The sequence below is a fragment of the Saccharopolyspora endophytica genome (genome assembly GCF_018070075.1).
GTDB lineage: Bacteria > Actinomycetota > Actinomycetes > Mycobacteriales > Pseudonocardiaceae > Saccharopolyspora > Saccharopolyspora endophytica.
On sequence record NZ_JAGPXE010000008.1, the window covers coordinates 160,469 to 185,783 of the forward strand.

22 protein-coding genes and 1 riboswitch are annotated in these 25,315 nt (G+C 71.1%); of the genes, 6 read left to right on the forward strand and 16 right to left on the reverse strand.

The genetic code is table 11. The features are described 5' to 3' along the window. Position 1 precedes the first annotated feature (1 nt). The gene (locus tag KBO27_RS19610) at positions 2 to 865 is read left to right on the forward strand and encodes an EamA family transporter (protein WP_210971352.1); all 864 of its coding nucleotides are present in this window, start codon (positions 2 to 4) and stop codon (positions 863 to 865) included. Here KBO27_RS19610 and holA read toward each other — a convergent pair whose 3' ends face one another. Next, positions 866 to 1,852: a DNA polymerase III subunit delta gene (gene holA, locus KBO27_RS19615; RefSeq protein ID WP_210971353.1), complete on the reverse strand. Its 987-nt coding sequence runs from the start codon at positions 1,850 to 1,852 to the stop codon at positions 866 to 868. A 97-nt stretch (positions 1,853 to 1,949) separates the two neighbouring features. After that, a riboswitch (SAM riboswitch) is annotated at positions 1,950 to 2,086 on the forward strand. Positions 2,087 to 2,100: 14 nt separating this feature from the next. Between holA and thrC the strand changes: the two genes are divergently transcribed. Continuing rightward, a complete protein-coding gene (gene thrC / locus KBO27_RS19620) occupies positions 2,101 to 3,369 on the forward strand; it encodes a threonine synthase (protein ID WP_210971354.1) in 1,269 nt (422 codons plus the stop codon). 85 nt (positions 3,370 to 3,454) lie between these two features. Here the strand turns inward: thrC and KBO27_RS19625 are convergent, their stop codons facing one another. The 10 genes from KBO27_RS19625 to KBO27_RS19670 form a co-directional block, all read right to left on the reverse strand. Continuing rightward, complete coding sequence (locus tag KBO27_RS19625; protein ID WP_210971355.1) at positions 3,455 to 5,797, reverse strand: DNA internalization-related competence protein ComEC/Rec2; 2,343 nt, start codon at positions 5,795 to 5,797, stop codon at positions 3,455 to 3,457. After that, positions 5,794 to 6,600: a ComEA family DNA-binding protein gene (locus KBO27_RS19630; RefSeq protein WP_210971356.1), complete on the reverse strand. Its 807-nt coding sequence runs from the start codon at positions 6,598 to 6,600 to the stop codon at positions 5,794 to 5,796. Before KBO27_RS19630 ends, KBO27_RS19625 begins: the two co-directional genes overlap by 4 nt. 123 nt (positions 6,601 to 6,723) lie before the next feature. Beyond that, the gene (locus tag KBO27_RS19635) at positions 6,724 to 7,584 is read right to left on the reverse strand and encodes a DegV family protein (protein ID WP_210971357.1); all 861 of its coding nucleotides are present in this window, start codon (positions 7,582 to 7,584) and stop codon (positions 6,724 to 6,726) included. Between the two features lie 35 nt (positions 7,585 to 7,619). Beyond that, positions 7,620 to 8,240, reverse strand: coding sequence for a histidine phosphatase family protein (locus KBO27_RS19640; protein ID WP_210971358.1), 621 nt, complete (start codon positions 8,238 to 8,240; stop codon positions 7,620 to 7,622). Beyond that, a complete protein-coding gene (gene rsfS, locus KBO27_RS19645) occupies positions 8,237 to 8,620 on the reverse strand; it encodes a ribosome silencing factor (RefSeq protein WP_132621059.1) in 384 nt (127 codons plus the stop codon). The genes KBO27_RS19640 and rsfS overlap by 4 nt, the downstream gene beginning before the upstream one ends. Positions 8,621 to 8,985: 365 nt before the next feature. Next, positions 8,986 to 9,597 carry a nicotinate-nucleotide adenylyltransferase gene (gene nadD / locus KBO27_RS19650; RefSeq protein ID WP_210971359.1) on the reverse strand — a complete coding sequence of 204 codons (612 nt, stop codon included), beginning with the start codon at positions 9,595 to 9,597 and terminating at the stop codon, positions 8,986 to 8,988. A gap of 280 nt (positions 9,598 to 9,877) precedes the next feature. Further along, entirely contained in the window at positions 9,878 to 10,099 is a 222-nt protein-coding gene (locus tag KBO27_RS19655; protein WP_210971360.1) for a ferredoxin, read from the reverse strand. Positions 10,100 to 10,130: 31 nt separating this feature from the next. Further along, on the reverse strand, positions 10,131 to 11,339 hold the full coding sequence (locus KBO27_RS19660) for a cytochrome P450 (RefSeq protein WP_210971361.1): 1,209 nt from the start codon (positions 11,337 to 11,339) through the stop codon (positions 10,131 to 10,133). Positions 11,340 to 11,425: 86 nt separating this feature from the next. After that, positions 11,426 to 12,007, reverse strand: a complete 582-nt coding sequence (locus tag KBO27_RS19665) for a TetR/AcrR family transcriptional regulator (RefSeq protein ID WP_210971362.1) — start codon at positions 12,005 to 12,007, stop codon at positions 11,426 to 11,428. Between the two features lie 2 nt (positions 12,008 to 12,009). After that, positions 12,010 to 13,338: a glutamate-5-semialdehyde dehydrogenase gene (locus KBO27_RS19670; protein ID WP_210971363.1), complete on the reverse strand. Its 1,329-nt coding sequence runs from the start codon at positions 13,336 to 13,338 to the stop codon at positions 12,010 to 12,012. A 251-nt stretch (positions 13,339 to 13,589) separates the two neighbouring features. Between KBO27_RS19670 and KBO27_RS19675 the strand changes: the two genes are divergently transcribed. Next, positions 13,590 to 15,710 carry a RecQ family ATP-dependent DNA helicase gene (locus KBO27_RS19675; RefSeq protein ID WP_210971364.1) on the forward strand — a complete coding sequence of 707 codons (2,121 nt, stop codon included), beginning with the start codon at positions 13,590 to 13,592 and terminating at the stop codon, positions 15,708 to 15,710. Here the strand turns inward: KBO27_RS19675 and KBO27_RS19680 are convergent. Further along, complete coding sequence (locus KBO27_RS19680) at positions 15,688 to 17,301, reverse strand: DUF885 domain-containing protein (RefSeq protein WP_210971365.1); 1,614 nt, start codon at positions 17,299 to 17,301, stop codon at positions 15,688 to 15,690. The two genes, KBO27_RS19675 and KBO27_RS19680, sit on opposite strands and share 23 nt — an antisense overlap. Before the next feature lie 136 nt (positions 17,302 to 17,437). Between KBO27_RS19680 and KBO27_RS19685 the strand changes: the two genes are divergently transcribed. Further along, a complete protein-coding gene (locus tag KBO27_RS19685; RefSeq protein WP_210971366.1) occupies positions 17,438 to 18,709 on the forward strand; it encodes an MFS transporter in 1,272 nt (423 codons plus the stop codon). A 1-nt stretch (position 18,710) separates the two neighbouring features. Here KBO27_RS19685 and proB read toward each other — a convergent pair whose 3' ends face one another. From proB to rplU, 4 genes are all read right to left on the reverse strand, one after another. Beyond that, complete coding sequence (gene proB / locus KBO27_RS19690) at positions 18,711 to 19,826, reverse strand: glutamate 5-kinase (protein ID WP_210971367.1); 1,116 nt, start codon at positions 19,824 to 19,826, stop codon at positions 18,711 to 18,713. After that, entirely contained in the window at positions 19,823 to 21,322 is a 1,500-nt protein-coding gene (gene obgE, locus KBO27_RS19695) for a GTPase ObgE (protein WP_210971480.1), read from the reverse strand. The genes proB and obgE overlap by 4 nt, the downstream gene beginning before the upstream one ends. Before the next feature lie 182 nt (positions 21,323 to 21,504). Then, entirely contained in the window at positions 21,505 to 21,762 is a 258-nt protein-coding gene (gene rpmA, locus KBO27_RS19700) for a 50S ribosomal protein L27 (RefSeq protein ID WP_093421130.1), read from the reverse strand. A 14-nt stretch (positions 21,763 to 21,776) separates the two neighbouring features. After that, a complete protein-coding gene (rplU, locus tag KBO27_RS19705; RefSeq protein WP_132676049.1) occupies positions 21,777 to 22,085 on the reverse strand; it encodes a 50S ribosomal protein L21 in 309 nt (102 codons plus the stop codon). A 439-nt stretch (positions 22,086 to 22,524) separates the two neighbouring features. Here rplU and KBO27_RS19710 point away from each other — a divergent pair, with 439 nt between their 5' ends. Together KBO27_RS19710 and KBO27_RS19715 are read left to right on the forward strand one after the other, a co-directional pair. Next, positions 22,525 to 24,225 (forward strand): DUF2339 domain-containing protein, encoded by a 1,701-nt coding sequence (locus KBO27_RS19710; protein WP_210971368.1) that lies wholly within the window; start codon positions 22,525 to 22,527, stop codon positions 24,223 to 24,225. Further along, positions 24,222 to 25,193: a glycosyltransferase family 2 protein gene (locus tag KBO27_RS19715; RefSeq protein WP_210971369.1), complete on the forward strand. Its 972-nt coding sequence runs from the start codon at positions 24,222 to 24,224 to the stop codon at positions 25,191 to 25,193. The genes KBO27_RS19710 and KBO27_RS19715 overlap by 4 nt, the downstream gene beginning before the upstream one ends. Positions 25,194 to 25,315 lie beyond the last annotated feature (122 nt).

A 25,315-nucleotide genomic window follows, 5' to 3' on the forward strand; every position in this document is an offset into this window, starting at 1 on the left:
CATGGGCGCTGCCGCAGTCGTTCTCGTCGTCCTGGCCGCTTTCGCGCACGCGGGCTGGAACTTCTTCGCCAAGCGCGCCGGCTCGTCCGGGCCGGTTTTCGTGTGGCTGACCGCGACCTGCTCGGCCGTGCTGTACCTGCCGGTGGCCGCGGGTGCGCTGCTGATCAGCGGCGCTCCCCCGTCGGGCGCGTGGCTGGTGGGCGTGCTGGTCAGCGCCGTCATCCACCTCGGCTACTTCCTGCTGCTGCAGAACGGCTACGCCGTCGGCGACATGTCCGTGGTGTACCCGCTGGCCAGGGGCACAGAGCCGATGCTGTCGATGCTGGTGGCGGTGCTGGTGCTGCACGAGCGGCCGGGATGGCTCGGGGTGTGCGGCGGTCTGCTGGTCGTCGCCGGAGTCTTCGTGATCGGCCTGTCCGACGGGATGCCCCGCGCCGGGGCGAACCTCGCCGGAGTCGGGTTCGGACTGCTGACCGGAGCGCTGATCGCGACCTACACGGTGTGGGACGCGCACGCCGTGACCGGGCTGGCGCTGTCACCGCTGCTGCTCGACTGGGCCAACAACCTCTCCCGCAGCGCCATGCTCGCGCCCTACGCCGCACGGCGGCGCGGTGCGCTCGCGCGGATCTGGGCCGAGCACCGGCGGGAGATCCTCGCCGTCGGGCTGCTGTCTCCCCTGGCCTACATCCTGGTGCTGTTCGCGATGCAGATGGCGCCGGTGAGCTTGGTGGCCCCGGCGCGGGAGCTGAGCATCGTCATCGCCGGACTGCTGGCCTGGTGGCTGCTCGGCGAGGCGCAACCGGTGCGGCGGATGACCGGCGCGGTCGTGGTGCTCGCCGGTGTGGTGCTGCTCGGTGTGGCGTGATCAGGTGCGCTGGTTGCGCAGCGAGACCAGGCGCAGAACCGTCTTCTCCAGGGCGTAGTCGGCGTCGGCGGCCATGCCCTTCACGCCCGCGTTGACCTCGGCGACGACCTGCAGCGCCGCCGCCAGGCTCGTGGGCGTCCAGCCGCGCGACTGGGACTGCGCCTTCTTGACCTTCCAGGCGGGCATGCCGAGATCGCCTGCCAGGCGGTAGGGATCGTTGCGCCCGCCCGCAGCCGCGACGCGGCCGATCGTGCGGACCGAGTCGGCCAGGGCGTCGGCGATGAGCACGTGCGGCACGCCGAGCTGGATCGCCCAGCGCAGCGCCTCCAACGCTCCCGCCCGGTCACCGACCACGGCCTTCTCCGCGACGGCGAACCCCGTCACCTCGGCGCGGCCCCGGTAGTAGCGGCCGACCGCGTCCGCGTCGATCTTGCCGCCCGTGTCGGCCACCAGCTGCGAGGCCGCGGCCGACAGCTCCCGCAGGTCCGAGCCGACCGCCTCGATCAGCGCGCTGACCCCGCCGGAGTCGGACTTGCCGCCCGCGCGGCGGATCTCGTCGCGGACGAACGCCTCGCGGTCGGCGGGCTTGGTGAGCTTCTTGCACTCGGTGACCCGGGCGCCGACCTTCTTCAGCGCGTTGGGCAGTTCCTTGGCGTGCTTGGCCCGCCCGCCACCGTTGTGCAGGACGATCAGGGTCACGCCCTCGGCCGGCTGCTTGGCGTGCAGCAACAAGGCCTCGGCGATCTCCTTTCCCGCGTCCTGAGCCGATTCGATCGCCAGCACGCGGGCCTCTGCGAACAGCGAGGGACTCAGCATTTCGGCCAGCTCCGGAGGGGTGAGCTCACTCACCTTCACCCTGCTGAAATCGGCCTCCGGATCGGCCGCTCGGGCTGCCCCGACCGCAGCCCACATCGCGCGCTCCACCAGCAGCTCTTCGTCTCCGAGAACCAAGTGCAGCGGGTCCGCGACAACGGTCGGTGAGCTCATGGAGGAATGGTCCCACGGGCCCGCGACAGTCTCGCCATCTGGATGCGCACTGGCCAGGAATGCATTCGTTCAACTAACGTTGCCCTCACAACCGAATAGCTCATCCAGAGGGGCAGAGGGAACGGCCCGTTGAAGCCCCGGCAACCGTTCGTCCGCTGCATCGTGCAAAAAACCGGCGCGAGGTCACGGACGGAACAGGTGCCAATTCCGACCCGTCCGCGGGACAGATGAGGAGAGGACCTCGCGCGATGACTGCTGCTGCCCCCGCCAACACGACCGCCGGCAAGAAGTTCGATCTCGGCAACGCCGTCGAACTGGTGTCCAAGGAAGAGGGACACCGGCAGCCGCTGGCTCCCGAATTCGTCTCCCTCGAAGACTTCTCGCCGCTTGAGGTCGCCTACGACTTCGGCAAGATCCGCCGCGAGGAGATCGAGGCCGGTCCGCGGTCGATCTGGCGCTACAAGCAGTTCCTGCCGGTTCCGGGCAACGTCGACCAGATCCCGAACACCGAGCCCGGCTGTACCCGCTTGATCCAGGCGGACAACCTCGCCAAGGCCCTCGGCGTGAAGAAGATCTGGATCAAGGACGACACCGGCAACCCCACGCACTCCTTCAAGGACCGCGTCGTCGCCGTCGCACTGGCCGCCGCCCGCGAGTTCGGGTTCAAGGTGCTGGCCTGCCCGTCGACCGGCAACCTCGCCAACGCCGTGGCCGCCGCCGCTGCCCGCGCCGGCTGGGACTCGGTCGTGCTGGTGCCCAAGACCCTCGAGCGCGCCAAGATCCTGATGAGCGCGGTCTACGACGGCTCGCTGCTGGCCGTCGACGGCAACTACGACGACGTCAACCGGCTCGCGACCGAGCTCGCCGGCGAGCACGAGGACTGGGCGTTCGTCAACGTCAACGTCCGGCCCTACTACTCCGAGGGCTCCAAGACCCTGGCCTTCGAGGTCGCCGAGCAGCTGGGCTGGCGCATCCCCGAGCAGATCGTGGTGCCGATCGCCTCCGGCTCGCAGCTGACCAAGGTCTACAAGGGCTTCAACGAGTTCGCCCAGGTCGGCCTGGTCGACGAGAGCCCGGTGAAGATCTTCGGCGCGCAGGCCTCGGGCTGCTCCCCGGTCTCCACCGCCTTCCGCAACGGCCACGACGTCGTGCAGCCGGTCAAGCCGGACACCATCGCCCGCTCGCTGGCCATCGGCGCCCCCGCCGACGGTCCGTACGTGCTCGACATCGTCCGCAAGACCGGCGGTGCCATCGAGGACGTCACCGACGACGAGGTCCGCGCCGGCATCCGGCTGCTGGCCCGCACCGAGGGCATCTTCGCCGAGACCGCCGGTGGCGTGACCGTGGCGACCGCCAAGAAGCTCATCGAGGCCGGCAAGATCGACCCGGATGCCGAGACGGTCCTGCTGATCACCGGTGACGGCCTCAAGACCCTGGACGCCGTCGAGGGCGAGCTCGGCCCGAAGGCCACCGTCGCCCCGAACACCGAGTCGGTGAACCAGGCGCTCGGCCTCTGATTCGGTTGTAGGCGAATCCTCCTCTCTCAAGGGTGGGTGGTGTCCCGACGGGACGCCACCCACCTTTTCGTCCACTTCGGACACCTCAGTTGTCGGTGGCGCGCAGCGGGTCTCCGCGTGCCACGAACCGAGGCCCCTGCGGCCCGGGCAGGACCGCGATGTCTCCTTCCTGGTCGGTGCGCAGCACCCGGGTGCCCGCGCGGGCCAGCGTGTCGATCACGAACGGGTTCGGGTGCCCGTAGTCATTGCCCGCGCCGACGCTGATCAGCGCGAGCCTCGGCCGCACCGCCCGCAGGAAGCGCGGTGTCGTGTAACGGGATCCGTGGTGCGGAACCTTGAGCACGTCCGCTCGCAGATCCGCGCCGGAGGACACCAGACGCCCCTGCCCCGGCAGCTCCACGTCACCGGTGAGCAGCACGCGCCCCGCCGGGGTGGTCGCGCGGATCACCAGCGACGCGTCGTTGGCGTCGTCGGCGGTCTGCGTCCGGGTCACGCCCGGACCGGGGGCGAGGACGTCGAGCACGAGACCCGGCCACGCCAGCCGCTGCCCGGCCTGCAGGGTGACGATCGGCGTGCGGTGCGCGCGGGTGTCGCGCACCAAGTCGTCGAAGGCCCACCCCGGTTCGCGCAACGGCCCGATCGCCACAGCGCCGACCGGGATCTCGCCCAGCACCGTGCGCAGGCCGCTGACGTGGTCGGCGTGCAGGTGCGTGAGCACCGCCATCGACACCCGGCGAATCCCCAGTCGCCGCAGGCAGTTCGACGCCCGGCGCGGGTCCGGTCCGGTGTCGACCACGACGGCTTCCTCCGGTCTCCCGGTCGCCAGCACGAGTCCGTCGCCCTGCCCCACGTCGCAGGCCACCACGCTCCAGCCCCGCGCGGGCCAGCCCGGCAGCATGGTGCGCACCGGCAGCACGACCAGCGCGCTGAGCAGCACCGCGACCACCGCGAGCAGCCGAATCCTCCTTCCTCGCAACGCGATCAACCCCACCAGCAGCAGAACCGCCAGCAGCAGTCCACCGCCGGTGCCCGTCGGCCAGTCGAACACCGCGCCCGGCACCGCCGAGGCGCGGTCGGCGACCAGCAGCACCCACTCCAACTCCGGTCCGGCCAGCACGACACCGACCGCCGCCGCCCACGTCGACACCGGTGCGATGACGGTGGTCAGCACGCCGAACACCGTCGCCGGGGCGATCACCGGCGCCGCCAGCAGGTTGGCCGGCACCGCCACCAGGCTCACGCCTCCGGAGATCGCGGCGATCAACGGCGCGGTGACCACGTGCGCGGCCACCGGAACGGCGATCGCCTCGGCCAGCCCGACCGGAACGCCGCGCGCCCGCAACGCCGCCGCCCACACCGGCGCCAGCAGCACCAGGCCCGCCGTGGCCGCGACCGACAGGGCGAACCCCGCGCTGACCGCCAGCTCCGGCAGCAGGAGCAGCAGCCCGATCACGCTCGCCGCCAGCGCAGGCAGCGCCGAGCGACGACGGCCCAGCACCAGCGCGAACAGCGTGATGGCTCCCATCACCGCGGCCCGCAGCACGCTCGGTTCGGGCCCGGTCAGGGCGACGAACCCGACCAGCGCCGCACCCGCGCCCAGCGCGCAGACCACCGGCCCCATGCCCAGCAGGCGCAGCAGCACCAGGACCGCACCGCACACGATCGCCAGGTTCGCCCCCGAGACGGCCGTCAGGTGGCTCAGGCCCGCCGTCTCGAACTCCTGCTCCACCTCCGGGTCCAGCCCGCTGGTATCGCCGACGACCAGTCCCGGCAGCAGCCCGGCCGCTTCCGGCCCCAGGTGCCGTCCCGCGATCTCGCGCAGTCCCGCACGCATGTCCGCGGCCACGCGCTGCCACTCCGGTGGAGCAGCGACCTCGCCCGGCGCCCGGTAGACCGGGACCACCGCCACGACGAGCTGTCCGTCGCGCGGCGGCGCCGCCTTGCCCCGGACCGTGAGCCGCTGCCCGGCGATCAGTCCGCGCCACGACTCGGTCGGCACCAGCAGCACCACCGAACCGCCTGCCGCGTACCGGCGTCCGGTGGTCTCGGCGGTCACGAGCTCCGCTCTGGCCAGCGAGCGGTCCTGCGCCCGGCTGGCGCCGAACGCCGCCCCTCGCAGCGGAGTCGGCGCGGCCGTCAGCTCCACCCGCAGCACCACCTGCTCACCGGCATCCGCCGCGCGGCGGAGCGGATGTTCCTCGACGTCGTGGGCCCGGATCGCGATGCCGGTCGCCGACACCGCGGCGAGCAGCAGAACCACCAGGACCGCCTTGGACCCCGACCGCCGCGAGATCATCAGGACCACCGGCAACGCCGCCGCCAGCGCCGTCACCGCGGCCGGAACCCAGCCCGCCAGCAGACCGAGCAGCGTCACCGCCCAGACCGCCGCTGCCGCCGGGACCAGCCGCAGGTCCAGCCGCCGGATCACACCCGCACCAGATCGCGCAGCTTGGACAGCCGAGCCTCGCCGATCCCGCCGACCTCCTGGAGCTGATCCACCGAGCCGAAGCGGCCGTGCTCGGTGCGCCACTGCAGGATTCGCTCGGCGGTGACCTCGCCGACCCCTGGTAGTCCATCGAGCTGCTCCTTCGTCGCGGTGTTGAGATCGACCTTGCCGTCGCCGCCGGCACCCGCGCCGGTCTGCCCTGGCTGAGCCTCCGGTGGCACCGGGATCGCGACGTAGAGCTGCTCGCCGTCGGTCAGGCGGCGAGCGAGGTTGAGCCCGGTCAGGTCGGTGTCGGGAAGCGGCCCGCCCGCAGCCGACACCGCGTCGGCGACGCGCGCACCGGCCGAGACCGTGACCAGACCGGGGCGCTGAACTCGGCCGACGACGCTGACCACCAGCTCCGCGGGAACGGCGGCACTGGTCGACACCGGTGGTGGCGGAGCCGGAAGCGGTGGCGGAGCGGACTCGGCCGTCGGGCGGCCGGACCAGGCGAGGACGAGCACGCCGAGCAGCACGAGGGCCGCCACCAACGACAGCGCGAGCACACCGGCGCGACCGGGGTCCACCCTCGACCTCAGCAAGGATTCGGGCAGCCACCGCTCGGCGAACCGCGACAGCGGCGAACTTCGGCCGCCGCCGGGCGGTTTCACCGAGTAGTTGGGCTCGAGTCGTCGCGTCGGCTCGTCGTGCTCGGCCTCGCGGCGCAGCGTCTGCAACCGGGACCGGGTGTCGAGCTGCTCGTAGGAGTCGTCGTCAGCGGCGCGGAAGAGCTTGGTGTCGAACATGCCGTCGACGGTAGCGCGACCGAAATGCGTTGCGCACCATCATTTTTCATGTATCTGACTACTGTGGACCAAGCCTCGCCGAGATTCAGCTCGATGGTGTGGAATCCGCACCCCGAAGGGTTTTCACGCGCCGAAACGCCACCCGTTCGGGAGAACCACCACGCCCACGGATCCGGGGCCGATGTGCGCCCCGATGACCGCGCCGACCTCCGAGACGACGCACTCCACCGACTCCCCCAGCTCGGCGGTGAACCGCGCCGCCAGCTCCTCTGCGTGCTCCGCGGCGGCGAGGTGGTGCACCGCGATCGCCGCCGAACCGGAACCGGCCGCGTCCAGCGAGACGTCGCGAAGCCGCGCCATCGCGCGAGTCGTGGTGCGCACCTTCTCCAGCGCGTCGATGCGCCCGTCGTCGACGTGCAGCAACGGCTTGATCGACAGCGCCGTGCCCAGCACCGCCGCCGCGGTGCCGATGCGCCCACCTCGGCGCAGGTACTCCAGGGTCTGCACGGAGAACACGGTGGTCGTGCGCGCGGCCGTCACCGCAGCGGTGTGCTCCACCTCGTCCAGGTCGGCGCCCGCCTGAGCGGCGTCGGCGGCTCCGAGCACGGAGAACCCCAGCCCCATCGCCGCCGACCGCGAGTCCACCACCCGCACGCGGTCCGGGTCTGTCTCGCGCGCGGCCAGCCGAGCGGCGTCCCAGGTCCCCGACAGCTGCCGGGACAGGTGCACCGCCACGACCCCCTCGGCGCCGTCGTCCAGCGCCTGCCGATAAGCGCGGGCCAGCTCTCCCGAGGTGGCGCTCGCGGTGGTCACCCGGTGCTTGTTCTCCAGCGCCTCAGCGAGGTCGCGAGGCGAGAACTCGGTCTCGTAGACGTGCTTGCCACCGTTCACGCTGACGTGCAGCGGAACGACCCGAACCCCGTACCGCGCGGCGTATCCGGACGGCAGGTACGCCGTGGAATCGGTGACGACGGCAATGGACACGGACGCAACCCTACGACGTCAGACGGCAGATGCGATCACACGTGGGCTTGCGCCCCGGCGTTGTAGACCATCAGGCGCCAACGGTGATCGCTGGGGCTGCGGCGGTTGAGGACCACCCAGTGGCAGTTGCGCACCCCGCCCAGACCCGGCCACAGCTCCACCGGCAGCGCCAGCAGCTTCGCGGTGAGCGCGGTGATCAGCCCGCCGTGCGCGCACAGCAGCGCGGTTCCCTCGTAGTGGTCGTCGAGCTCGGTGACGACCTCGACGGCACGGGTGGCGACCTCGATGCGGGACTCGCCGCCGGGCGGCGCCCAGTCCGGGTTCGCCCGCCAGGTGTTCAGCGCACCGGGCCAGCCGTGCTCGACCTCGGCTCCGCTGAGCCCCTGCCACTCCCCGACGTGGGTCTCCCGCAGCCGCTTGTCCAGCTTCACCGGCTCGCCGCTGACCTTGGCGTAGGCGGCGGCGGTGGTGCGCGCGCGGTTCAGGTCGGAGCTGATGGCCACCGACGGCTCGAACGCGGCGATGGAGGGAGCGGCCTGCTCGGCCTGCTCGACGCCGTTGGCGGTCAGCGAGCTGTCGAGGTGACCCTGGATGCGGCCGGCGAGGTTGTAGTCGGTCTCGCCGTGCCGCCACAGCACGAGCCGGTCGAGGCTCACTCGTCTTCCTCGGCGGGCACGCCCTGATCGACGAACTCGATCCGCGGGCAGTCCTTCCACAGCTTCTCCAGCTGGTAGAAGGAGCGCTCCTCGGCGTGCTGGACGTGCACCACGACGTCGACGAAGTCCAGCAGGACCCACCGGCCCTCGCGGGCGCCCTCGCGCCGGACCGGCTTGACGCCCGCCGCGCGCAGCTTCTCCTCGACCGAGTCGACGATCGCTTCGACCTGCCGCTCGTTCGATGCCGACGCGATCATGAAGCAGTCGGTGATGACCAGCTGCTCGGAGACATCCAGCAGGACCACGTCGGTGGCCTTCTTGTCGGCCGCGGCTTGGGCGGCGATCAGGGCCAGCTCGCGGGCGTTCTCGGTGGCTGCCACGTCACTCCTCTCGGCCGGGCTCGGTGTGCCCATGCCGGGTAGCAGGATAGGCCGCCGGTCCCGACCAGGAGCCGCCCGGCCTTCGCATACAAGTCCTTTATCCCCGAGCGGTGCGCTCGGGTTCAATCGCCCTTGCGGGCCCCATCCCGCCAGAGCTCCGCCGCGGAAGCCGCGCTCGGTGATGAAGTGCACCACGAGACCTCCCGACCAGCGACAACACCCCTGATGAGCGTCTTCGGCCAACGAGGTGGTATCTGCCGCTCGCCGCTCTCGGCGGGGCTCCGGCGCTCTGCGACCCGGGCACCACCTCGTGGCGACCGGGGCGCGGAGTCCCCATCAAGCCTCGTCGAAACGGACGACCCCTGCTACGGGCCCCACTCGGCGGGAACATCATCGCGGTAGAGGCCGCGCTTGGTGATGTACTGCACGATGCCGTCGGGCACGAGGTACCAGACCGGCAGGCCCGCCCGGACCCGGTCGCGGCAGCCGGTGGAGGAGATCGCCATCGCCGGGATCTCGACCAGCGACACCGACCCGTCGGGCAGGTGCGCGCTGTTGAGCGAGTAACCGGGCCTGGTGACGCCGATGAAGTGGGCCAGCTCGAACATCTCCTCGACCCGGTGCCAGGACAGGATCTGCTCCAGCGCGTCGGCCCCGGTGATGAAGTACAGATCAGCGTCCGGGAACTGCTCGTGGAGGTCGGTGAGCGTGTCGGCGGTGTAGGTCGGCCCCTTGCGGTCGACGTCCACCCGGCTGACCAGGAACCGCGGGTTGGAGGCCGTGGCGATCACGGTCATCAGGTAGCGGTCCTCGGCCGGCGAGACGACCTCGTGGCTCTTCTGCCACGGTTGCCCGGTGGGCACGAAGATCACCTGTTCGAGGCCGAACTGCGCCTGCACTTCGCTGGCGGCCACGAGGTGTCCGTGATGAATGGGATCGAAGGTGCCACCCATGACCCCGATCCGGCGACGAGACATAGCTGACCACCCTAGATAAGCGTCACGACCAGGCACGTCAGCGGGTCACCCCGGGGTGTCGGAGGCCACGGTCCCGGCACGGATCCCCTCAAACCCCACGCCGGGACCGCAGCCGGCTGCGGGGTCCGGTCCAGGCTCCCCCCTCGACCGGACCCCGCCGCCCTGCGCGATCCTCCGCGGCTGGGGGCCCACTTCGGATCGCGGGCGCTGCCTCTTGGGCGCGCACGAGTGGGACCCGCGCGCGCCGGGAATCATGACGGTACTTTTGGCGTGACGCCGGTCACCCCTCCGGCGCGATGACCTTCCCGGTCGCGACCTCCTTGACCAGGATCGCCTCCACCGGGCAGGACTCGGCGGCGTCCACGACCTCCTCGGAGGGCTCGGACCGGTCCTGCAGGGTCTTCGAATAGCCCTCGACCAGCTCGAAGTGGTCCGGGGCGACCCCGGCGCACATCCCCGACCCGATGCAGGTGTTCGTGTCGATCTCGATCGACCAACTCATCAGCTCACCTCTTCCGTCCGCATGAGCGAGATCACTCGACACCTTGCCACGACACCATCATCCGCTGGGGACCTCGAACCAGAAGTCCCGTCTTCCACGTCACGTCCTGCTCGGGCGAGTTCGGGAAGTCCAGACCCGGCAGCCGGGTGAGCAGGGTGCGCAGCGCGACCTGCAGCTCCATCCGGGCCAGCTGGGCGCCGAGGCAGTGGTGCGGGCCGTGCCCGAAGCCGACGTGGGACGCCTCCGCGCGCGCCAGGTCCACCGTCTCCGGGTCGTCGAAGACCGCTTCGTCCCGGTTGGCCGAGCCGATGCTCGACAGCACCGGTTCACCCGCGCGCACCAGCACGCCGCCGAGCTCGACGTCCTCGGTGGCGTACCGCGCGAAACCGGCGCCGACGCCCAGCGGCACGAAGCGCAGCAGCTCCTCGACGGCCGACGGGATCAGGTCCAGGTCCGCGCGCAACCGCCGCAGCTGCTCGGGGTGGGTCAGCAGCACGTGGAGGAAGTTGGGGATCTGCGAGGCGGTCGTCTCGTGCCCGGCGACGAGGATTCCGGCGGCCAGCCGGACCATCTCGTCCTCGCTGAGCTTGTCGTGCTCGTCGCGGGCAGCGATGAGCCCGGTGATCAGGTCGTCGGCGGGCTCGGCCCGGCGCTGCGCGATCAGACCGGCGATGTAGTCCATCATCCGGTCCGTGTAGTCGGTGACCTGCTCGGCGGTGAGCTTGCTGGTCGACAGGAACGCGTCCGACCAGACCCGGAAGTCCTCGCGGTCCTCGAAGGGCACGCCCAGCAGCTCGCAGATCACCGTGATCGGCAGCGGGAGCGCGAAAGCCTCGACCACGTCGACCGGGCCGCCCCGCTCGATCATCGAGCCCACCAGGCCGTCGGCGATGTCCTGGGTGCGCGGGCGCAGCTTCTCGACGCGGCGCTGGGTGAAAGCCTTGGCCACCAGCCGTCGCAGGCGGGTGTGGTCGGGCGGGTCCATGCTCAGGATTCCGCCGACCTGCTGGCGCGGTCGCAGTCGCGGTTCGTCGCGCTCCATCGTTTCGGCGCGGCTGAACCTCAGATCGCCGAGGACGACCTTGACGTCCTCGTAGCGGGTGGCCAGCCAGGCCTCTTCGCCGTAGGGCAGCTTGACGCGGCTCAACGGCTCCTGCGCGCGCAGCTGGGCGTAGAGCGGGTCGAGGTCGAGCGCCTCGGCGACGTTGAACGGATACGTCCGCGGCTCCGTGGTGGTCATGCGCAGCTCCCCGGGGGACAACTCGTTTGTAAGCAGTCGCTTACAAACGCACCGTACGCCCGGGAAAGACGCTGCGCACGCCGCGATCAGCGATCGTTCGAAAAGTCCGTTCGCTCCAGCAGGACGGATGCCGCACGGGTGACGTAGCGGACGATGATCTCGGGGTCGGCCTCCGCCAGCGGGCTCTTCCCGAGCACCGAGCGCACCATCCCGATGCCGAACACCCACGCCAGCACGAGATCGGCGCGCAACTGCGCGTCCTCGGCGTCGGAGAGCTCCGAAAGACGCTCGGTGTAGCGGGCGCCCAACTCGCCGCGCAGCATCTCCGCCGCCCGCTCGTCGCTCCACGAACGCAGCATCGCCACCAGCGGGTGCTCCCCGTTGGGCTCGGCGCTGTCGAGCAGGTTGATCAGCAGCTGCCGGGGCAGCTCCTCCGCGGAGAGCTCCGCGATCACCTGCTCGCTGTTGCGCGTCAGGACCGCCGCGAACAGCTCCTGCTTCGAACCGAAGTAGCGGAACAGCAGCGCCTGGTTGGCCCCAGCACGCGCCGCGACGTCGCGCACCGTCGTCGCGCTGAAACCGCGCTCGGTGAACAGCTCCGAGGCGGCCTGCAGCAGGGCTTCCTTGGTGGCGGCGGAGTCGCGCTTGCGTCGCGGCGCCTGCGTCAAGTTCAGCTCCCCGGCTTGGCCGGGGCGGAACCCGGCCGCACGTGGCCGTCGCCGAACGCGAGCCACTTGGTGGAGGTCAGCTCCGGCAGCCCCATCGGGCCCCGCGAGTGCAGCTTCTGGGTGGAGATGCCGATCTCGGCACCCATCCCGAACTCCCCGCCATCGGTGAAGGCGGTGCTGGCGTTGACCATCACCGCGGCCGCGTCGACCTGCGCGGTGAACTGCTGAGAGGCGCGGAAATCGCTGGTCACGATGGCTTCGGTGTGCCCGGAGCCGTGCTCGCGGATGTGCTCGACGGCGGCGGGCAGCGACTCGACGACGGCAGCGGCGATGTCCAGCGACAGGTACTCGGTGTCCCAGTCCTCGTCGGTGGCGGGCACGACGTTCGGCCCGCCGGCCGCCACGACCTGCTCATCTCCGTGCACCGTCACGCCTGCTTCGGACAGCTCGGCGATCGCGCGGGGCAGGAACTCCTCGGCGATGTCGGCGTGCACCAGGAAGGTCTCCGCGGAGTTGCAGACGCTCGGGCGGCGGGCCTTGGAGTTCAGCAGGATCCGCAGCGCCATGTCGAGGTCGGCGCTGGAGTCGACGTAGACGTGGCAGTTGCCCACACCGGTCTCGATGGCCGGAACCGTGGACTGCTCGACCACCGCCGAGATCAGGCCGGCGCCACCGCGCGGGATGACCACGTCGACCAGTCCGCGAGCGGTGATCAGGTGGTGCACCGAGGCCCGGTCGTGGCAGGGCAGCAGCTGGACGGCGTCCATCGGCAGACCGTGCCGGGCGACGACGTCGCGCAGGATCCACACCAGCGCGGTGTTGGAGCTCTCCGCCGACGACGAGCCGCGCAGCAGCACCGCGTTGCCCGACTTCAAGGTCAGACCGGCGGCGTCGACCGTCACGTTCGGGCGGCCCTCGTAGACGATGCCGACCACGCCGAGCGGCACCCGCACCTGGCGCAGTTGGACGCCGTTGGGCAGCACCTGGCCGCGCAGCACCTCCCCCACCGGGTCCGGCAGCCCGGCGACCGTGCGCAGACCGTCGGCCATTGCTTCGACCCGGCCGGTGCTCAGGATCAACCGATCGATCAGCGCCTCGGTCATCCCGGACTCGCGGGCCGCGGCGACGTCGCGCTCGTTGGCCTCCAAGATCTCCGGCGCGCGCTTGACCAGCTCGTCGGCCATGTCCTGCAGCAGCGCGTCCTTGGCACCGCGGGTGGCCTGCGCCAGCTCGGCGGAGGCCCCGCGGGCGCGGCGGGCGGCGTCGCGCACCTGGTCGCGCAGGTCGTCGCCGGTCGCCTTGTCAGAGGTGGGGAACTCGATGACGGTCACCCCACCAGCCTAATCCGTGACCGCACGCGCCCGGCAACGCATTTCCCGCCCCTCAGGACACCGCCACCGGCAACACCGAGAACCCCCGGATCCGGAAGCTCCAGCTCCGCTGCGGGGCCGCGCAGCAGCCCCCGGGAACCGGTCGAGCGGCTCCGGACGCCGCAGCGCCGCGGGCCCGACCAAGGAGTTCCCGACACGCCCGCGCTGCCCCGGGCGCGTGGCGTCAGCGGCGTCCGGTAGGAATTCGGGACGTGGACGAAGAAGCGCTGCGGGAACTCGCCGAAGAACGACTCCGAGCACTGGCCGGCCCCGAGGCCGCGCTGCGCGAGGACCAGTGGGCGGCGATCCGCGCGCTGGTACTCGAACGCCGCCGCGCGCTGGTCGTGCAGCGCACCGGCTGGGGCAAGTCGGCGGTCTACTTCATCGCCACCGCGCTGCTGCGCGAACTCGGCGAAGGACCGACCGTGATCGTCTCGCCGCTGCTGGCGCTGATGCGCAACCAGGTCGCCGCCGCGGCCAACGCCGAGGTGCACGCCGCCACCATCAACTCGGCCAACCCCGAGGAATGGACCGACATCGAGGAGCGCGTCGCCGCGGGCGAGGTCGACGTGCTGCTGGTCAGCCCGGAGCGGCTCAACAACCCCGACTTCCGGGACACGATCCTGCCCGAGCTCACCCAGAACGCCGGGCTGCTGGTGGTCGACGAGGCGCACTGCATCTCCGACTGGGGCCACGACTTCCGCCCCGACTACCGGCGGTTGCGCACGCTGCTCACCGAACTGCCCGAGGGCGTTCCGGTGCTGGCCACGACCGCCACCGCCAACGACCGCGTGGTCGCCGACGTCTCCGACCAGCTCGGCGTCGGCGGCGAGTTCACCGATCCGCAGGAGACGCTGGTGCTGCGCGGCGCGCTCGACCGCGAGAGCCTGCGGCTCGGCGTGGTGCGGCTGCCCACCGCGCAGGCCCGGCTGGGCTGGCTGGCCGGGCAGCTCAAGGAACTGCCCGGCTCCGGCATCATCTACACCCTCACGGTCGCCGCGGCCCACGAGATCACCTCCTACCTGCGCGAGCAGGGCTACGAGGTCGCGGCCTACTCGGGCCGCACCGACCCGGCCGAGCGGGAGCAGGCCGAAGCCGACCTGCTGGAGAACAAGGTCAAGGCGCTGGTGGCCACCTCCGCCCTCGGCATGGGCTTCGACAAGCCCGACCTCGGTTTCGTGGTGCACGTGGGCGCCCCGTCCTCGCCGATCGCCTACTACCAGCAGATCGGTCGTGCCGGTCGTGGCGTGCAGCGCGCCGAGGTGCTGCTGCTGCCCGGCCCGGAGGACCGCGAGATCTGGAGCTACTTCGCCTCGCTGGCGTTCCCGCCGGAGCACACCGTGCGCGCCGTGCTCGACACCCTCGCCGAGCAGGGCAAGCTCTCCACCGCCGCCCTGGAACCGCACGTGGAGCTGGGCCGCAACCGGTTGGAGATGGTCCTCAAGGTCCTCGACGTCGACGGCGCGGTCCAGCGGGTCAAGGGCGGCTGGGAGGCCACGGGCGAGCCGTGGCACTACGACGCCGAGCGCTACCGGCGGATCGAGGCCGAGCGCCAGGCCGAGCAGCAGGCGATGATCGACTACCAGGCCACGTCGTCCTGCCGGATGGAGTTCCTGCGCCGCCAGCTCGACGACCCGCACGCCGAACCCTGCGGGCGCTGCGACAACTGCACCGGGTCGGGCTACTCCGCCGAGGTCGACGAGCAGGCCGTGCAGCAGGCGCAGGAGCGTTTGCAGCGGCCGGGCGTGGACATCGCGCCGCGCAAGATGTGGCCGAGCGGCATGTCCGCTCTGGGCGTGGACGCCTCCGGCAAGCTGCCCGCCGACGAGCAGGCCACCACGGGTCGCGCGATCGGCAGGCTCACCGACATCGGCTGGGGCAACCGGCTGCGGGAACTGCTGGCCACCGGGGCTCCCGACCAGGAGCTGCCGGACGACCTGTTCCAGGCCGCGATCAAGGTGCTGGCCGCGTGGGAGTGGGAGCAGCGCCCGGTGGGCGTCGTGGCCCTGGGCTCGCGGACGCGGCCGAAGCTGGTGCGCAGCCTGGCCGAGCGCATCGCCGGGATCGGCCGGTTGCCGCTGCTCGGCGAGGTCCTGACCAACCCGAACACGATGCCGAACCGCGCCACCAACAGCGCGCAGCGGGTCGCTTCGCTGTGGCGCCAGTTCAAGATCGACGAGGAGCTGGCGGGCCAGCTGGCGGCCCTGGACGGTCCGGTGCTGCTGATGGACGACTACGCCGACACCGGTTGGACCGCAACGGTCGTCGGACGCATGATCCGCCGGGCCGGCGCGCCCGCGGTGCTGCCGTTCACCCTCGCCTCGACCAGCTGACCACCGCCTCGGCCAGCGCCGGCAGCGGCAGCGGGCCGTGGGCCAGCACCAAGTCGTGGAAGGCGTGCAGGTCGAACCCCGGATGGCGTTCGGCCTGCGCGCGCAGCCGCTGGATCTCCAGCCGTCCGACCATGTAGGACAGCGCCTGGCCGGGCGCTTCGATGTAACGATCGGTTTCGCTCTGCACCTCCACCTCGGGCAGGAGCGTGTGGCCGCGCAGGAAGTCCACCACCTTCGACCGGGGCCAGCCGAAGGCGTGCAGGCCGGTGTCGACGACCAGCCGAGCGGCGCGCGTGGAGTCCATGGCGAGCATGCCCAGGCGGCTGAGATCGTCGCTGTAGAGCCCGATCTCGTCGGCCAGCCGTTCCGCGTACAAGCCCCAGCCCTCGATGTGGGCGTTGAACCCGACGACCTTGCGGATCAGCGGGACGTCGTCGAGCTGCTGGGCGAGGCTGATCTGGAAGTGGTGGCCGGGAACCGCCTCGTGGAACGCCAAGGCCTCGGCGAGGAAGCGCGGACGCTGCTCGGCCGCGTGGGTGTTGGCGAAGTAGGTCCCGGCCCGGGATCCGTCCACCGGCCCCGGCAGGTACGCGGCGCCGACGGCGTCCGGCGCCTGGTCCGCGGGGAACGGCTCGACCCGGCAGCGGTGCTTCGGCGTCCGGCCGAACCAGCTGGGCGCGGCGGCTTCCGCCCTGGCCACAGCGGCTTTCGCGGCCGCGAGCAGCTCCTCGCCGCTGGACCAGCGCAGCGCGGAGTCGGTGCGCATCCGCTGCCGGATCTCGGCGGCATCGCGCAGGCCGAACACCCGTGAACCGATCTCGGCGTACTCCTGGTCGAGCTCGGCCAGCAGGTCGAGCCCGGTGCGGTGCAGCTCCTCCGGTGTGCGGTCGGTCGTGGTGTGCATGCGGGCGAGGGCGGTGTAGGTCTGGCCGCCGTCGGGGAGGAAGCAGAGGCCGGGTTCGTCGTCGGACCTGCCGGGAAGCTCGCGCAAGACGTCGCGGTAGGCGGCGAACGCGGGCCTGATCTCCTCGCTCAGCAGGCGATCCCGCTCCTCCTCGGAGCTCAGCGGTGGCCTGCGCAGCGGGTCGTCCTGCGGTGCGGCCAGATGAGCGTCGAGGTGCTCGATCGCGACGCGCACCCGGCGAGCGACCGGCAGCCGTCCTGCCCGCGCACCGGCCAGGTGCCGCCTGCCGCTCTTGGCCAGGAAGTCCGGAACCGCCGCCAACGCGGTCAGGTAGTCCCGCTCCTGATCGGGGTTCTCGGGCTGCCGCTGCGGGAGCATCTCCATCAGCCTGCCCAGCGGCGAGACCGCCGAGTCGTGCATCGTGTGCTCGACCAGGCAGGAACCGATGCGGGTGGCCACGGCCTCCGCCTCGGCGATCACCACCTCCCGGGTGAGGTCGTCGCCGTCGAGGCCGCGCGCGGCGTCGGCGATGCGCGAGGCGCGGGAGCGCAGAGCGGCCTCGGCGTCCTCGTCCGGATCGTTGAGCCGGTCGCCGGTTCCGGGCAAGCCCTGCAACATCTCGTAGAGCGGGTTCTCGGCGACGAGAACCTCCACCAGCTCGTCCGCCAGCGCGCGCACCTCGGTCATCCGGGCAGTCTGCACCAGCGGACGCGTCCCGCTCACCTGGATTTCCCGATTCCAATGAGGACTCGGACCTTTCGCCCATGCGGTCGAGCGCTTACCGTGTCGGCACCCCACTCTCGGGCGCGACGCGGAGGTTGCGATGTCCCAGGACGAAGCGGTGGAGCACAAACTCCCGGTCCGAACGCTGGTCGCGGCGAGCATCGGCAACGCCATCGAGTGGTACGACTGGACCATCTACACCGCGTTCAGCGTCTACTTCGCCTCCGCGTTCTTCCCCGGCGAATGGGCCCTGATCAACACGCTGGCCACGTTCGCGCTCGCGTTCTTCTTCCGCCCGCTCGGCGGCTGGATGCTCGGCCGCTTCGCCGACCTGCGCGGCCGCAAGACCGCGATGCTGGTGACGATCTCGCTGATGGCCGGCGGGTCGCTGATCATCGGCATCCTGCCGACCTTCGAGTCCATCGGATGGCTGGCGTCGATCCTGCTCATCCTCGCCCGCATCGGGCAGGGCCTCTCGCTCGGCGGCGAGGTCTCCAACGCCTCGGCCTACCTCGCCGAGATCGCGCCTCCGTCGCGGCGCGGCCGGTACTCGTCGTTCTTCTACATCTCCACGGGTGCCGCGCTGCTCATCGCCTCCCTGCTGGGATTCCTGCTGACCTCCGTGCTCAGCGAGGACCAGCTCACCTCCTACGGCTGGCGGATCCCGTTCATCGTCGGCGGCGTGCTCGGGCTCGTCGGCATGTGGTTGCGGCGCACGCTGACCGAGACCGAGCAGTACGAGGAGAACAAGACCAAGGCCAAGGCCCTGAAGAGCCCGCTGATGATGACGCTGCGGGAGCACCCCAAGGCGGTCGGGCAGCTCATCGGGTTCTCGATGCTCTCGACGCTGTGCTACTACACGTTCTTCAGCGCGCTGACTCCGTTCGCGGTGAAGAACCGCGACGCCGACGCCACCGACGTGTTCCTCGCGCTGTCCATCGCGACGGCGCTGTTCATCGCGCTGCAGTACCCGATGGGCGCGGTGTCCGACCGCTACGGCCGCAAACCGCAGCTGCTGGTGTGGTCGGCGGCCACCGCGATCCTCATCGTGCCGCTGTCCAGCCTGGTGCGGCCGGGTCTGGGCGGACTGCTCGTCGTGTTCTGCGTCGGTGTCGGGCTCTACACCGCGATGACCTCGATCGCGCCGGCGATCATGTCGGAGCTGTTCCCCACCGAGCTGCGCGGCCTGGGCATCGGCGCCTGGTACAACCTCACCGTCGCCGTCTTCGGCGGCACGGCACCGCTGGTCATCCAGGCCTTCGCCGAGTTCGGCATCGCCACGGGCTTCTTCTGGTACATCGCGGTGGGCGCGGTGATCGCGTTCTTCGTCATCCGCACGCTGCCCGAGACCCGGGCCACCGAGCTGCGCTGAGTCAGCGCAGCGGCACGAGGTCGTCGGCGTGGACGACCTCTCGGCGCTGCTCGGGCGGCAGGTCGTGAGTGGAACGACCGATCAGGGTCGGGAGCTCTTCGACGTCGTAGGCGACGACACCGCGGGCCACGACCTTGCCGGTCGGGCTGAGGAGTTCGACGACGTCACCGCCGTCGAAAGCGCCCTCGACCGCGGTGATCCCGGCGGCCAGCAGGGACCGGCGGCGCTTGACCACCGCAGAGACGGCACCGTCGTCCAGCCAGAGGCGGCCGTTGGCCCCGGCGGCGTGGGCGAGCCAGAAGCGCCGGGCCGACAGGCGGTTCCCGGTCGCGGCGAACGCCGTTCCCACGTCCGCCGACCCCAAGGCGCTCTCGGCGTTGGCCGACGACGTGAGCAGGACCGGAATACCGGAGGTGCAGGCGACTTTCGCCGCCGCGACCTTCGACGCCATTCCGCCGGTGCCCAACCCGGACGCACCCGAGCTGCCCGCGTCGACGCCGGCCATGTCGGCGGCACCGGTGACCTCGCGGATCACCTTCGAGCCGCCCTTGCGCGGATCACCGTCGTAGAGCGCGTCCACATCGGACAGCAGGATCAGCGCGTCGGCACCGACCAGGTGCGAGACCAGCGCGGCCAGCCGATCGTTGTCGCCGAAGCGGATCTCGGTGGTGGCCACCGTGTCGTTCTCGTTGACCACCGGCACCACGCCCAGCCCGAGCAGCCGGTTCAGAGTGCGCTGCGCGTTGCGGTAGTTGCTGCGGCGCACCACGTCATCGGCGGTGAGCAGCACCTGGCCGACGGTGAGGTCGAAGCGGGCGAACGACTCGGCGTAGGCGTGCGCGAGCGCCAGCTGCCCCACCGACGCCGCGGCCTGCTGCGTCGCCAGGTCCTTCGGCCTGCGGCGCAGGCCCATCGGCGCGATCCCGGCGGCGATGGCGCCCGAGGAGACCAGCACGACCTGCCCCCCGGCGGCGACCCGCTTCGCGACCGTGTCCACCAGGACCGACAGCCGCTCGGAGTCCAAGCCGCCCTCGGTGGTCGTCAACGAGGACGAACCGACCTTCACCACGATCCGCTGCGCGGCCGCGACCGCCTGCCGAGCCGCCGAGAGGCTCACTCGTCGTCCTCCTCCTCGCCCCCGACGTAGCGGCCGAACTCGTCCAGCCCGCTACCGCGGCGCACCTGCTTGGCGATCTTGCGCTCGTGCGCCGAAACCCGGTCGTCGGACTCCAGCCGCAGGTCGTGGCCGCGCCGACCGAGCAGGTTGGCCATCCCGGCCGGGGTGGAGGGCTCCCAGTCGAAGGTCATGGTGCCGATGGTGACCTGGCTGCCGGGCTCGGCGCCCTGCTTGGCCAGCGCCTCCTCCACGCCCAGCTTCGCCAGCCGGTCGGCGAGGAAGCCCACGGCCTCGCTGTTGTTGAAGTCGGTCTGCCGGATCCAGCGCTCCGGCTTCTCGCCGCGCACGATGAAGGCGTCCTCGTCCTCCGGGTCGGGTTCGACGGTGAAGCCACCGTCGTCGACCGCGGTCGGCCGGACGACCACGCGCGCCGGTTCCGGCTCGGGCAGCGTCTCGCGGTAGCGCTCGACCTCGGCGCCCATCGCGAAGCTCAGCTCGCGCAGGCCCTCGCGGGACGCCGTGGAGATCTCGAAGACCGGCCAGCCGCGCTCCTCGACCTCCGCGCGCACGAAGTCGGCGAGCTCGCGGGCCTCCGGCACGTCGATCTTGTTCAGCACCACCATGCGCGGGCGGTCGGCCAGGTCGGCGCCGCCCTGCTCGGCGGCCAGCGCCGGGGTGTACTCGGCGAGCTCGTTCTCCAGCGCGTCGATGTCGGAGATCGGGTCGCGGCCCGGCTCCAGCGTGGCGCAGTCGACCACGTGGACCAGCACCGCGCAGCGCTCGATGTGCCGCAGGAAGTCCAGGCCCAGACCGCGTCCCTGGCTGGCGCCGGGGATCAGGCCGGGCACGTCGGCGACGGTGAACACCGTCTCGCCCGCGGTCACCACGCCCAGGTTGGGGACCAAGGTGGTGAACGGGTAGTCGGCGATCTTCGGCTTCGCGGCCGAGACCACCGAGATCAGCGAGGACTTGCCCGCCGACGGGAAACCGAGCAGGCCGACGTCGGCGACCGACTTCAGCTCCAGCACCAGTTCCAGCTCTTCGCCGGGCTCGCCCAGCAGCGCGAAGCCCGGCGCTTTGCGGGCCTTGGAGGCCAGCGCGGCGTTGCCGAGGCCGCCGCGACCGCCGGCCGCCGCGATGAAGGTGGTTCCCGTGCCGACCAGGTCGGCCAGCACCTCACCGTCGGGAGTCAGCACGACGGTGCCGTCCGGGACCGGCAGCACCAGGTCCTCGCCCTGGGCGCCGTTGCGGTGGCCGCCCTTGCCGGGCTGCCCCTTCACGGCGCGGGCGTTGGGCCGGTAGTGGAAGTCGAGCAGGGTGTGCACGCCGGAGTCGACGACGAGGCGGACGTCGCCGCCCTTGCCTCCGTTGCCACCGTCCGGACCGCCCAGCGGCTTGAACTTCTCCCTGTGCACCGAGGCGCAGCCATTTCCACCGTCGCCCGCGGCGACGCTGATGGTCACGCGGTCAACGAACCGCGACACGAATGCCTCCAGGAAGATCGAGCCGAGCGGCCGCCCGGCGGGTAGAGCTCTTGGTCTCGATTGCAACAGCGGCGCGACCGGCGCGCTTCCCGATCGCGGTGCAGGTCACCCCGGACAACACAAAGCGAGGGGCGGCCCGGTCATGCCGGTTCCGCCCCTCGCCGGGAAGTTGCTGGCCTGCGTCGAGAGCCGGATCAGGCCTCGACGGGCTGCACGCTGACGGCCTTGCGGCCGCGGTAACGTCCGAACTCGACGGTACCGGCGGACAGCGCGAACAGGGTGTCGTCGTTGCCCCGACCCACGTTCAGACCCGGGTGGAACTTGGTCCCACGCTGACGGATCAGGATCTCACCGGCCTTGACGACCTGGCCGCCGTAGCGCTTCACCCCGAGGTACTTGGGGTTCGAGTCGCGGCCGTTCCGAGAGCTGGATGCGCCCTTCTTGTGTGCCATGACTACTCAGGTCCTCACTTGTTGATGCCGGTGACCTTCACCCGGGTCAGCTTCTGACGGTGACCCTGGCGCTTGTGGTAGCCGGTCTTGTTCTTGAACTTGTGGATGCGGATCTTGGGGCCCTTGGTCTGCTCGACCAGCTCGCCGGTCACCGACACCTTGGTCAGCGCGTCGACGTCGGTCGTGACCTCGGAGCCATCGACGACCAGAACCGCCGGGAGCGCGACCTCGGAGCCCAGCTCGCCATCGAGCTTCTCGACCTCGACGACGTCCCCGACAGCCACCTTGTACTGCTTGCCGCCGGTCTTGACGATCGCGTACATGAGTCGGAAGTCTCCTGCTGCTCGGTTTCGCTAATTCACCAGGTTGCGGCGGACGTCCGCCACGATCACGAGGATCGGGGCTTCCTACCACGCCGCTGGTGCAGCGTCTCGGTGGGTTCCTGTCTCAGCAGCGAGGACCGCGCGAGCGACCGCACTCGAAACAGGCGTTTAATCTCTCCGCCCGTCCGGCGGCGAGAAGTTCTCACCCATCATACAGACCAGGTTTCCGTCCCCGATCGACCGGGGCGGTACCACCAGTGCGGATCCGCGGATCACGCGCTGACGGGCGAGCCGGAACAGCATAAGCGAGCTCGCCGCGGACCGGCGAACCGCCCCCGCCGTCGTGGCGCATCCCGGCCAGATTCCCCCGTTCCGCAACCATCGTGACCTGCCCTTGCTACCGTCAGTGGCCGCCCGTGATGATCTAGGGAAACGCAGAGTGACTGACACCGCTTCGCAGACCGACCGCCAGGCCGCCGCACCCACGACATCCGCCGCGCCCGGGCCGGTGCGCCGCTTCGGTCCGCTGCTGCTGGAGCTGTCGGCCGTCGTGCCGCCGCTGATGATGCTGCGCGAGATCCTGCGCTACCCGCAGATGCACTTCTACGACTACTGGTGGGTCCTGCTCGACATCACCGACGTCGACGGCTCGCTGCGTCCCGAAGCGCTGCTGGGATTCCGCAACGAGCACCCGTTCGTGCTGCCGAGCCTGCTGTTCTGGCTCAGCGCCCGCTTCGGCCACGGCCTCAACCAGCCGCTGGGCCTGGCCGTGCTGGCGATGGGCGTGGGCTGCGTCCTGCTGGTGCTGGCGATGCTGCCGAAGCACCTCGACGCCTGGCAGCGGGCGGGGCTCCTCGCGGCGACCTCGACGCTGGTGTTCAACCCGCACGGCATCCACAACTACGTGCGCTCGATGAGCGGCGCCTCGTGGATCCTGGCGATGCTGCTGGTCCTGGGCGCGCTGCTGGCGATGCACCGGGAGCACCGCGCTATCGCCGTGGTGCTGGGCCTGCTGGCCTCGATCAGCTACGGCACCTCCTTCGCGGTGTGGCCGGCGCTGGCGCTGGTGGCGTGGCTGCGCGGCGACCGGCGGAAGTGGATCGCCACCCCGCTGGTGGTCGGGCTCGTGGTGGTCGCGACCTGGCTGGTGCTGCGCGGCCCGCAGGGCGGCGGCGGGAGCTCGCCGACCGATGATCCGGCGCAGGCGATGCTGGCCGGGCTGAGCATGCTCGGCATGGTGTGGACCGGCACCGAACCCTCGGTCGCGCTGCTGGCGGGCGTGGCCGGGCTCGGCGTGCTGGTGCTGCACGCGAACCAGACCACCGCCGAGCGGCGGATCGCCGCGCCGTGGTGGGGGCTGGCGCTGTACGCGCTGGGCTGCGCGGTGATGATCTCCGGCTCGCGCGCCGCGTTCGGCGAGTCGGCCGGGCTGCAGAGCCGCTACAACAGCATGACCGCCGCGCTGTGGATCGCGGTGCTGGTCATCGTGGTCGCCTGGGCGCGCTGGCCGCGGTTCCGCGCGGTCGCGGTGGGCGCCACCGCGCTGGCCACGGTCGCGCTCGGGGCGCCGATGGCGCAGAGCGTGCGGGCCGACGCACCCAACCAGCAGCTGCTGGCGGTCGCCGCGCGGATCGGGCATCCCGACGCCTTCACCGACCGCTTCCCCTCACCGGGCCAGCTGCTGCCCCGCCTCCAGGCGCTCGGGCACTACCCCTTTTCCCCGGAGTTCTCGCTCGGCTGCCCCGACGGGCTCAACGTCGGCGACCGGGTCAGCACCGCGACCTGGCGCACGCCCAGCGTCGACTCGCTGCGCGAACCGCGACCGGACGGCCGCGACGTCGTGCTCAACGCCGAGACCGACCAGGTCCAGGGCGGCGCGCGGATGCTCAAGGGCTGGGCGATCTCCGGCATCGAACGCGCTCGCTGCGTGGCCGTGCTCGACCAGACCGGGACGGTCGTCGGCGGCGGCGTGGTCGACATCCCGCGCTCGGACGCCGAGGCCGCCACGCCCGGCATCGAGAGCGGGCTCGGCTTCCAGGCCGTCGCCCCCGCCCAGCCGGGTCCGCTGCGCGTGGCGTTCCAGTTCCCCGACGGCTGGTGGATCCGGCCGCTCACCGAGAAACCGCAGGTGGCGCGATGAAGGTCCCGGAAGTCTCACTGCTGGCTCCCGCCAAGGACGAGCGCGACAGCCTGCCGAAGCTCTTCGCCGAGATCAGCGAAGCCATGGCAGGCCAGCACCGCGAGTGGGAGCTCGTGATCGTCGACGACGGCAGCACCGACGACAGCTGGCAGGCCATCACCGAGCACGCCGCGCTGGACCCGCGCATCCGGGGCATCCGGCTACGCCGCAACTTCGGCAAGGCCGCCGCGCTGGCCGCCGGGGTCTCCGAGCTGCGCGGCGAGCTCATGGTCACCCTCGACGCCGACCTGCAGGACGATCCCTCCGAGATCCCCCGGCTGCTGGCCGAGCTGGACTCCGGGGCGGACCTGGTCAGCGGCCACAAGGCGCAGCGCAAGGACCCGCTGGGCAAGCGGCTGCCGTCGAAGGTGTTCAACTGGTTCACCGGCCTGATCACCGGGCTGCGGCTGTCGGACCACAACTGCGGGCTGAAGGCGGCGCGCACCGAGGTGTACCGGCGGGTTCCGCTGTACGGGGAGCTGCACCGCTACATCCCGGCGCTGGCTCACCAGCTCGGCTACCGCGTGGTGGAGCGGACGGTCAACCACCGGGCGCGGCAGCACGGGGTGTCCAAGTACGGGCTGGAGCGCTACGCCCGCGGCGCGCTGGACCTGCTCACGGTGATGGCGCTGACCCGCTACGGACGCCGTCCGGCGCACCTGTTCGGCGGGCTCGGGATGCTGGCGGGAACGCTGGGGACTCTGGTGCTGCTGTACTTGACCGGGGTGTGGTTGTTCACCGACGAGTCGATCGGAACTCGTCCACTTCTGACGCTCGGGATTCTGTTGGAGATCTTCGGAGTTCAGATGATCTCGTTGGGTCTTCTGGCCGAACTCGTGCTGCACCGAACCGGGCGTGACCACGACGTGACGGTGCTGGTCGCGGACCAGACCACGCGGACTGCGAATTCGGCACAACACGCTTCGTGACCGAACATTTCAACTCGGAACACAGCGCGGTAACGAGCTCCTGACAAAGCGATTGCGCATTACCTGACGCACATGCGAAATAGGCCAGGGGGCGGCAGAACACACCCTGTCATCGCCCGTAG

Coding starts and splice junctions, on each gene's coding strand:
- KBO27_RS19715 (WP_210971369.1), top strand. CDS start 24,222: ATGAAGGTCCCGGAAGTCTCACTGCTGGCTCCCGCCAAGGACGAGCGC.
- rpmA (WP_093421130.1), bottom strand. CDS start 21,762: ATGGCACACAAGAAGGGCGCATCCAGCTCTCGGAACGGCCGCGACTCG.
- nadD (WP_210971359.1), bottom strand. CDS start 9,597: ATGTCTCGTCGCCGGATCGGGGTCATGGGTGGCACCTTCGATCCCATT.
- KBO27_RS19680 (WP_210971365.1), bottom strand. CDS start 17,301: ATGACCGAGGTGCGCGCGCTGGCGGACGAGCTGGTGGAGGTTCTCGTC.
- holA (WP_210971353.1), bottom strand. CDS start 1,852: ATGAGCTCACCGACCGTTGTCGCGGACCCGCTGCACTTGGTTCTCGGA.
- rplU (WP_132676049.1), bottom strand. CDS start 22,085: ATGTACGCGATCGTCAAGACCGGCGGCAAGCAGTACAAGGTGGCTGTC.
- KBO27_RS19610 (WP_210971352.1), top strand. CDS start 2: ATGGGCGCTGCCGCAGTCGTTCTCGTCGTCCTGGCCGCTTTCGCGCAC.
- KBO27_RS19630 (WP_210971356.1), bottom strand. CDS start 6,600: ATGTTCGACACCAAGCTCTTCCGCGCCGCTGACGACGACTCCTACGAG.
- thrC (WP_210971354.1), top strand. CDS start 2,101: ATGACTGCTGCTGCCCCCGCCAACACGACCGCCGGCAAGAAGTTCGAT.
- KBO27_RS19655 (WP_210971360.1), bottom strand. CDS start 10,099: ATGAGTTGGTCGATCGAGATCGACACGAACACCTGCATCGGGTCGGGG.
- KBO27_RS19685 (WP_210971366.1), top strand. CDS start 17,438: ATGTCCCAGGACGAAGCGGTGGAGCACAAACTCCCGGTCCGAACGCTG.
- KBO27_RS19660 (WP_210971361.1), bottom strand. CDS start 11,339: ATGACCACCACGGAGCCGCGGACGTATCCGTTCAACGTCGCCGAGGCG.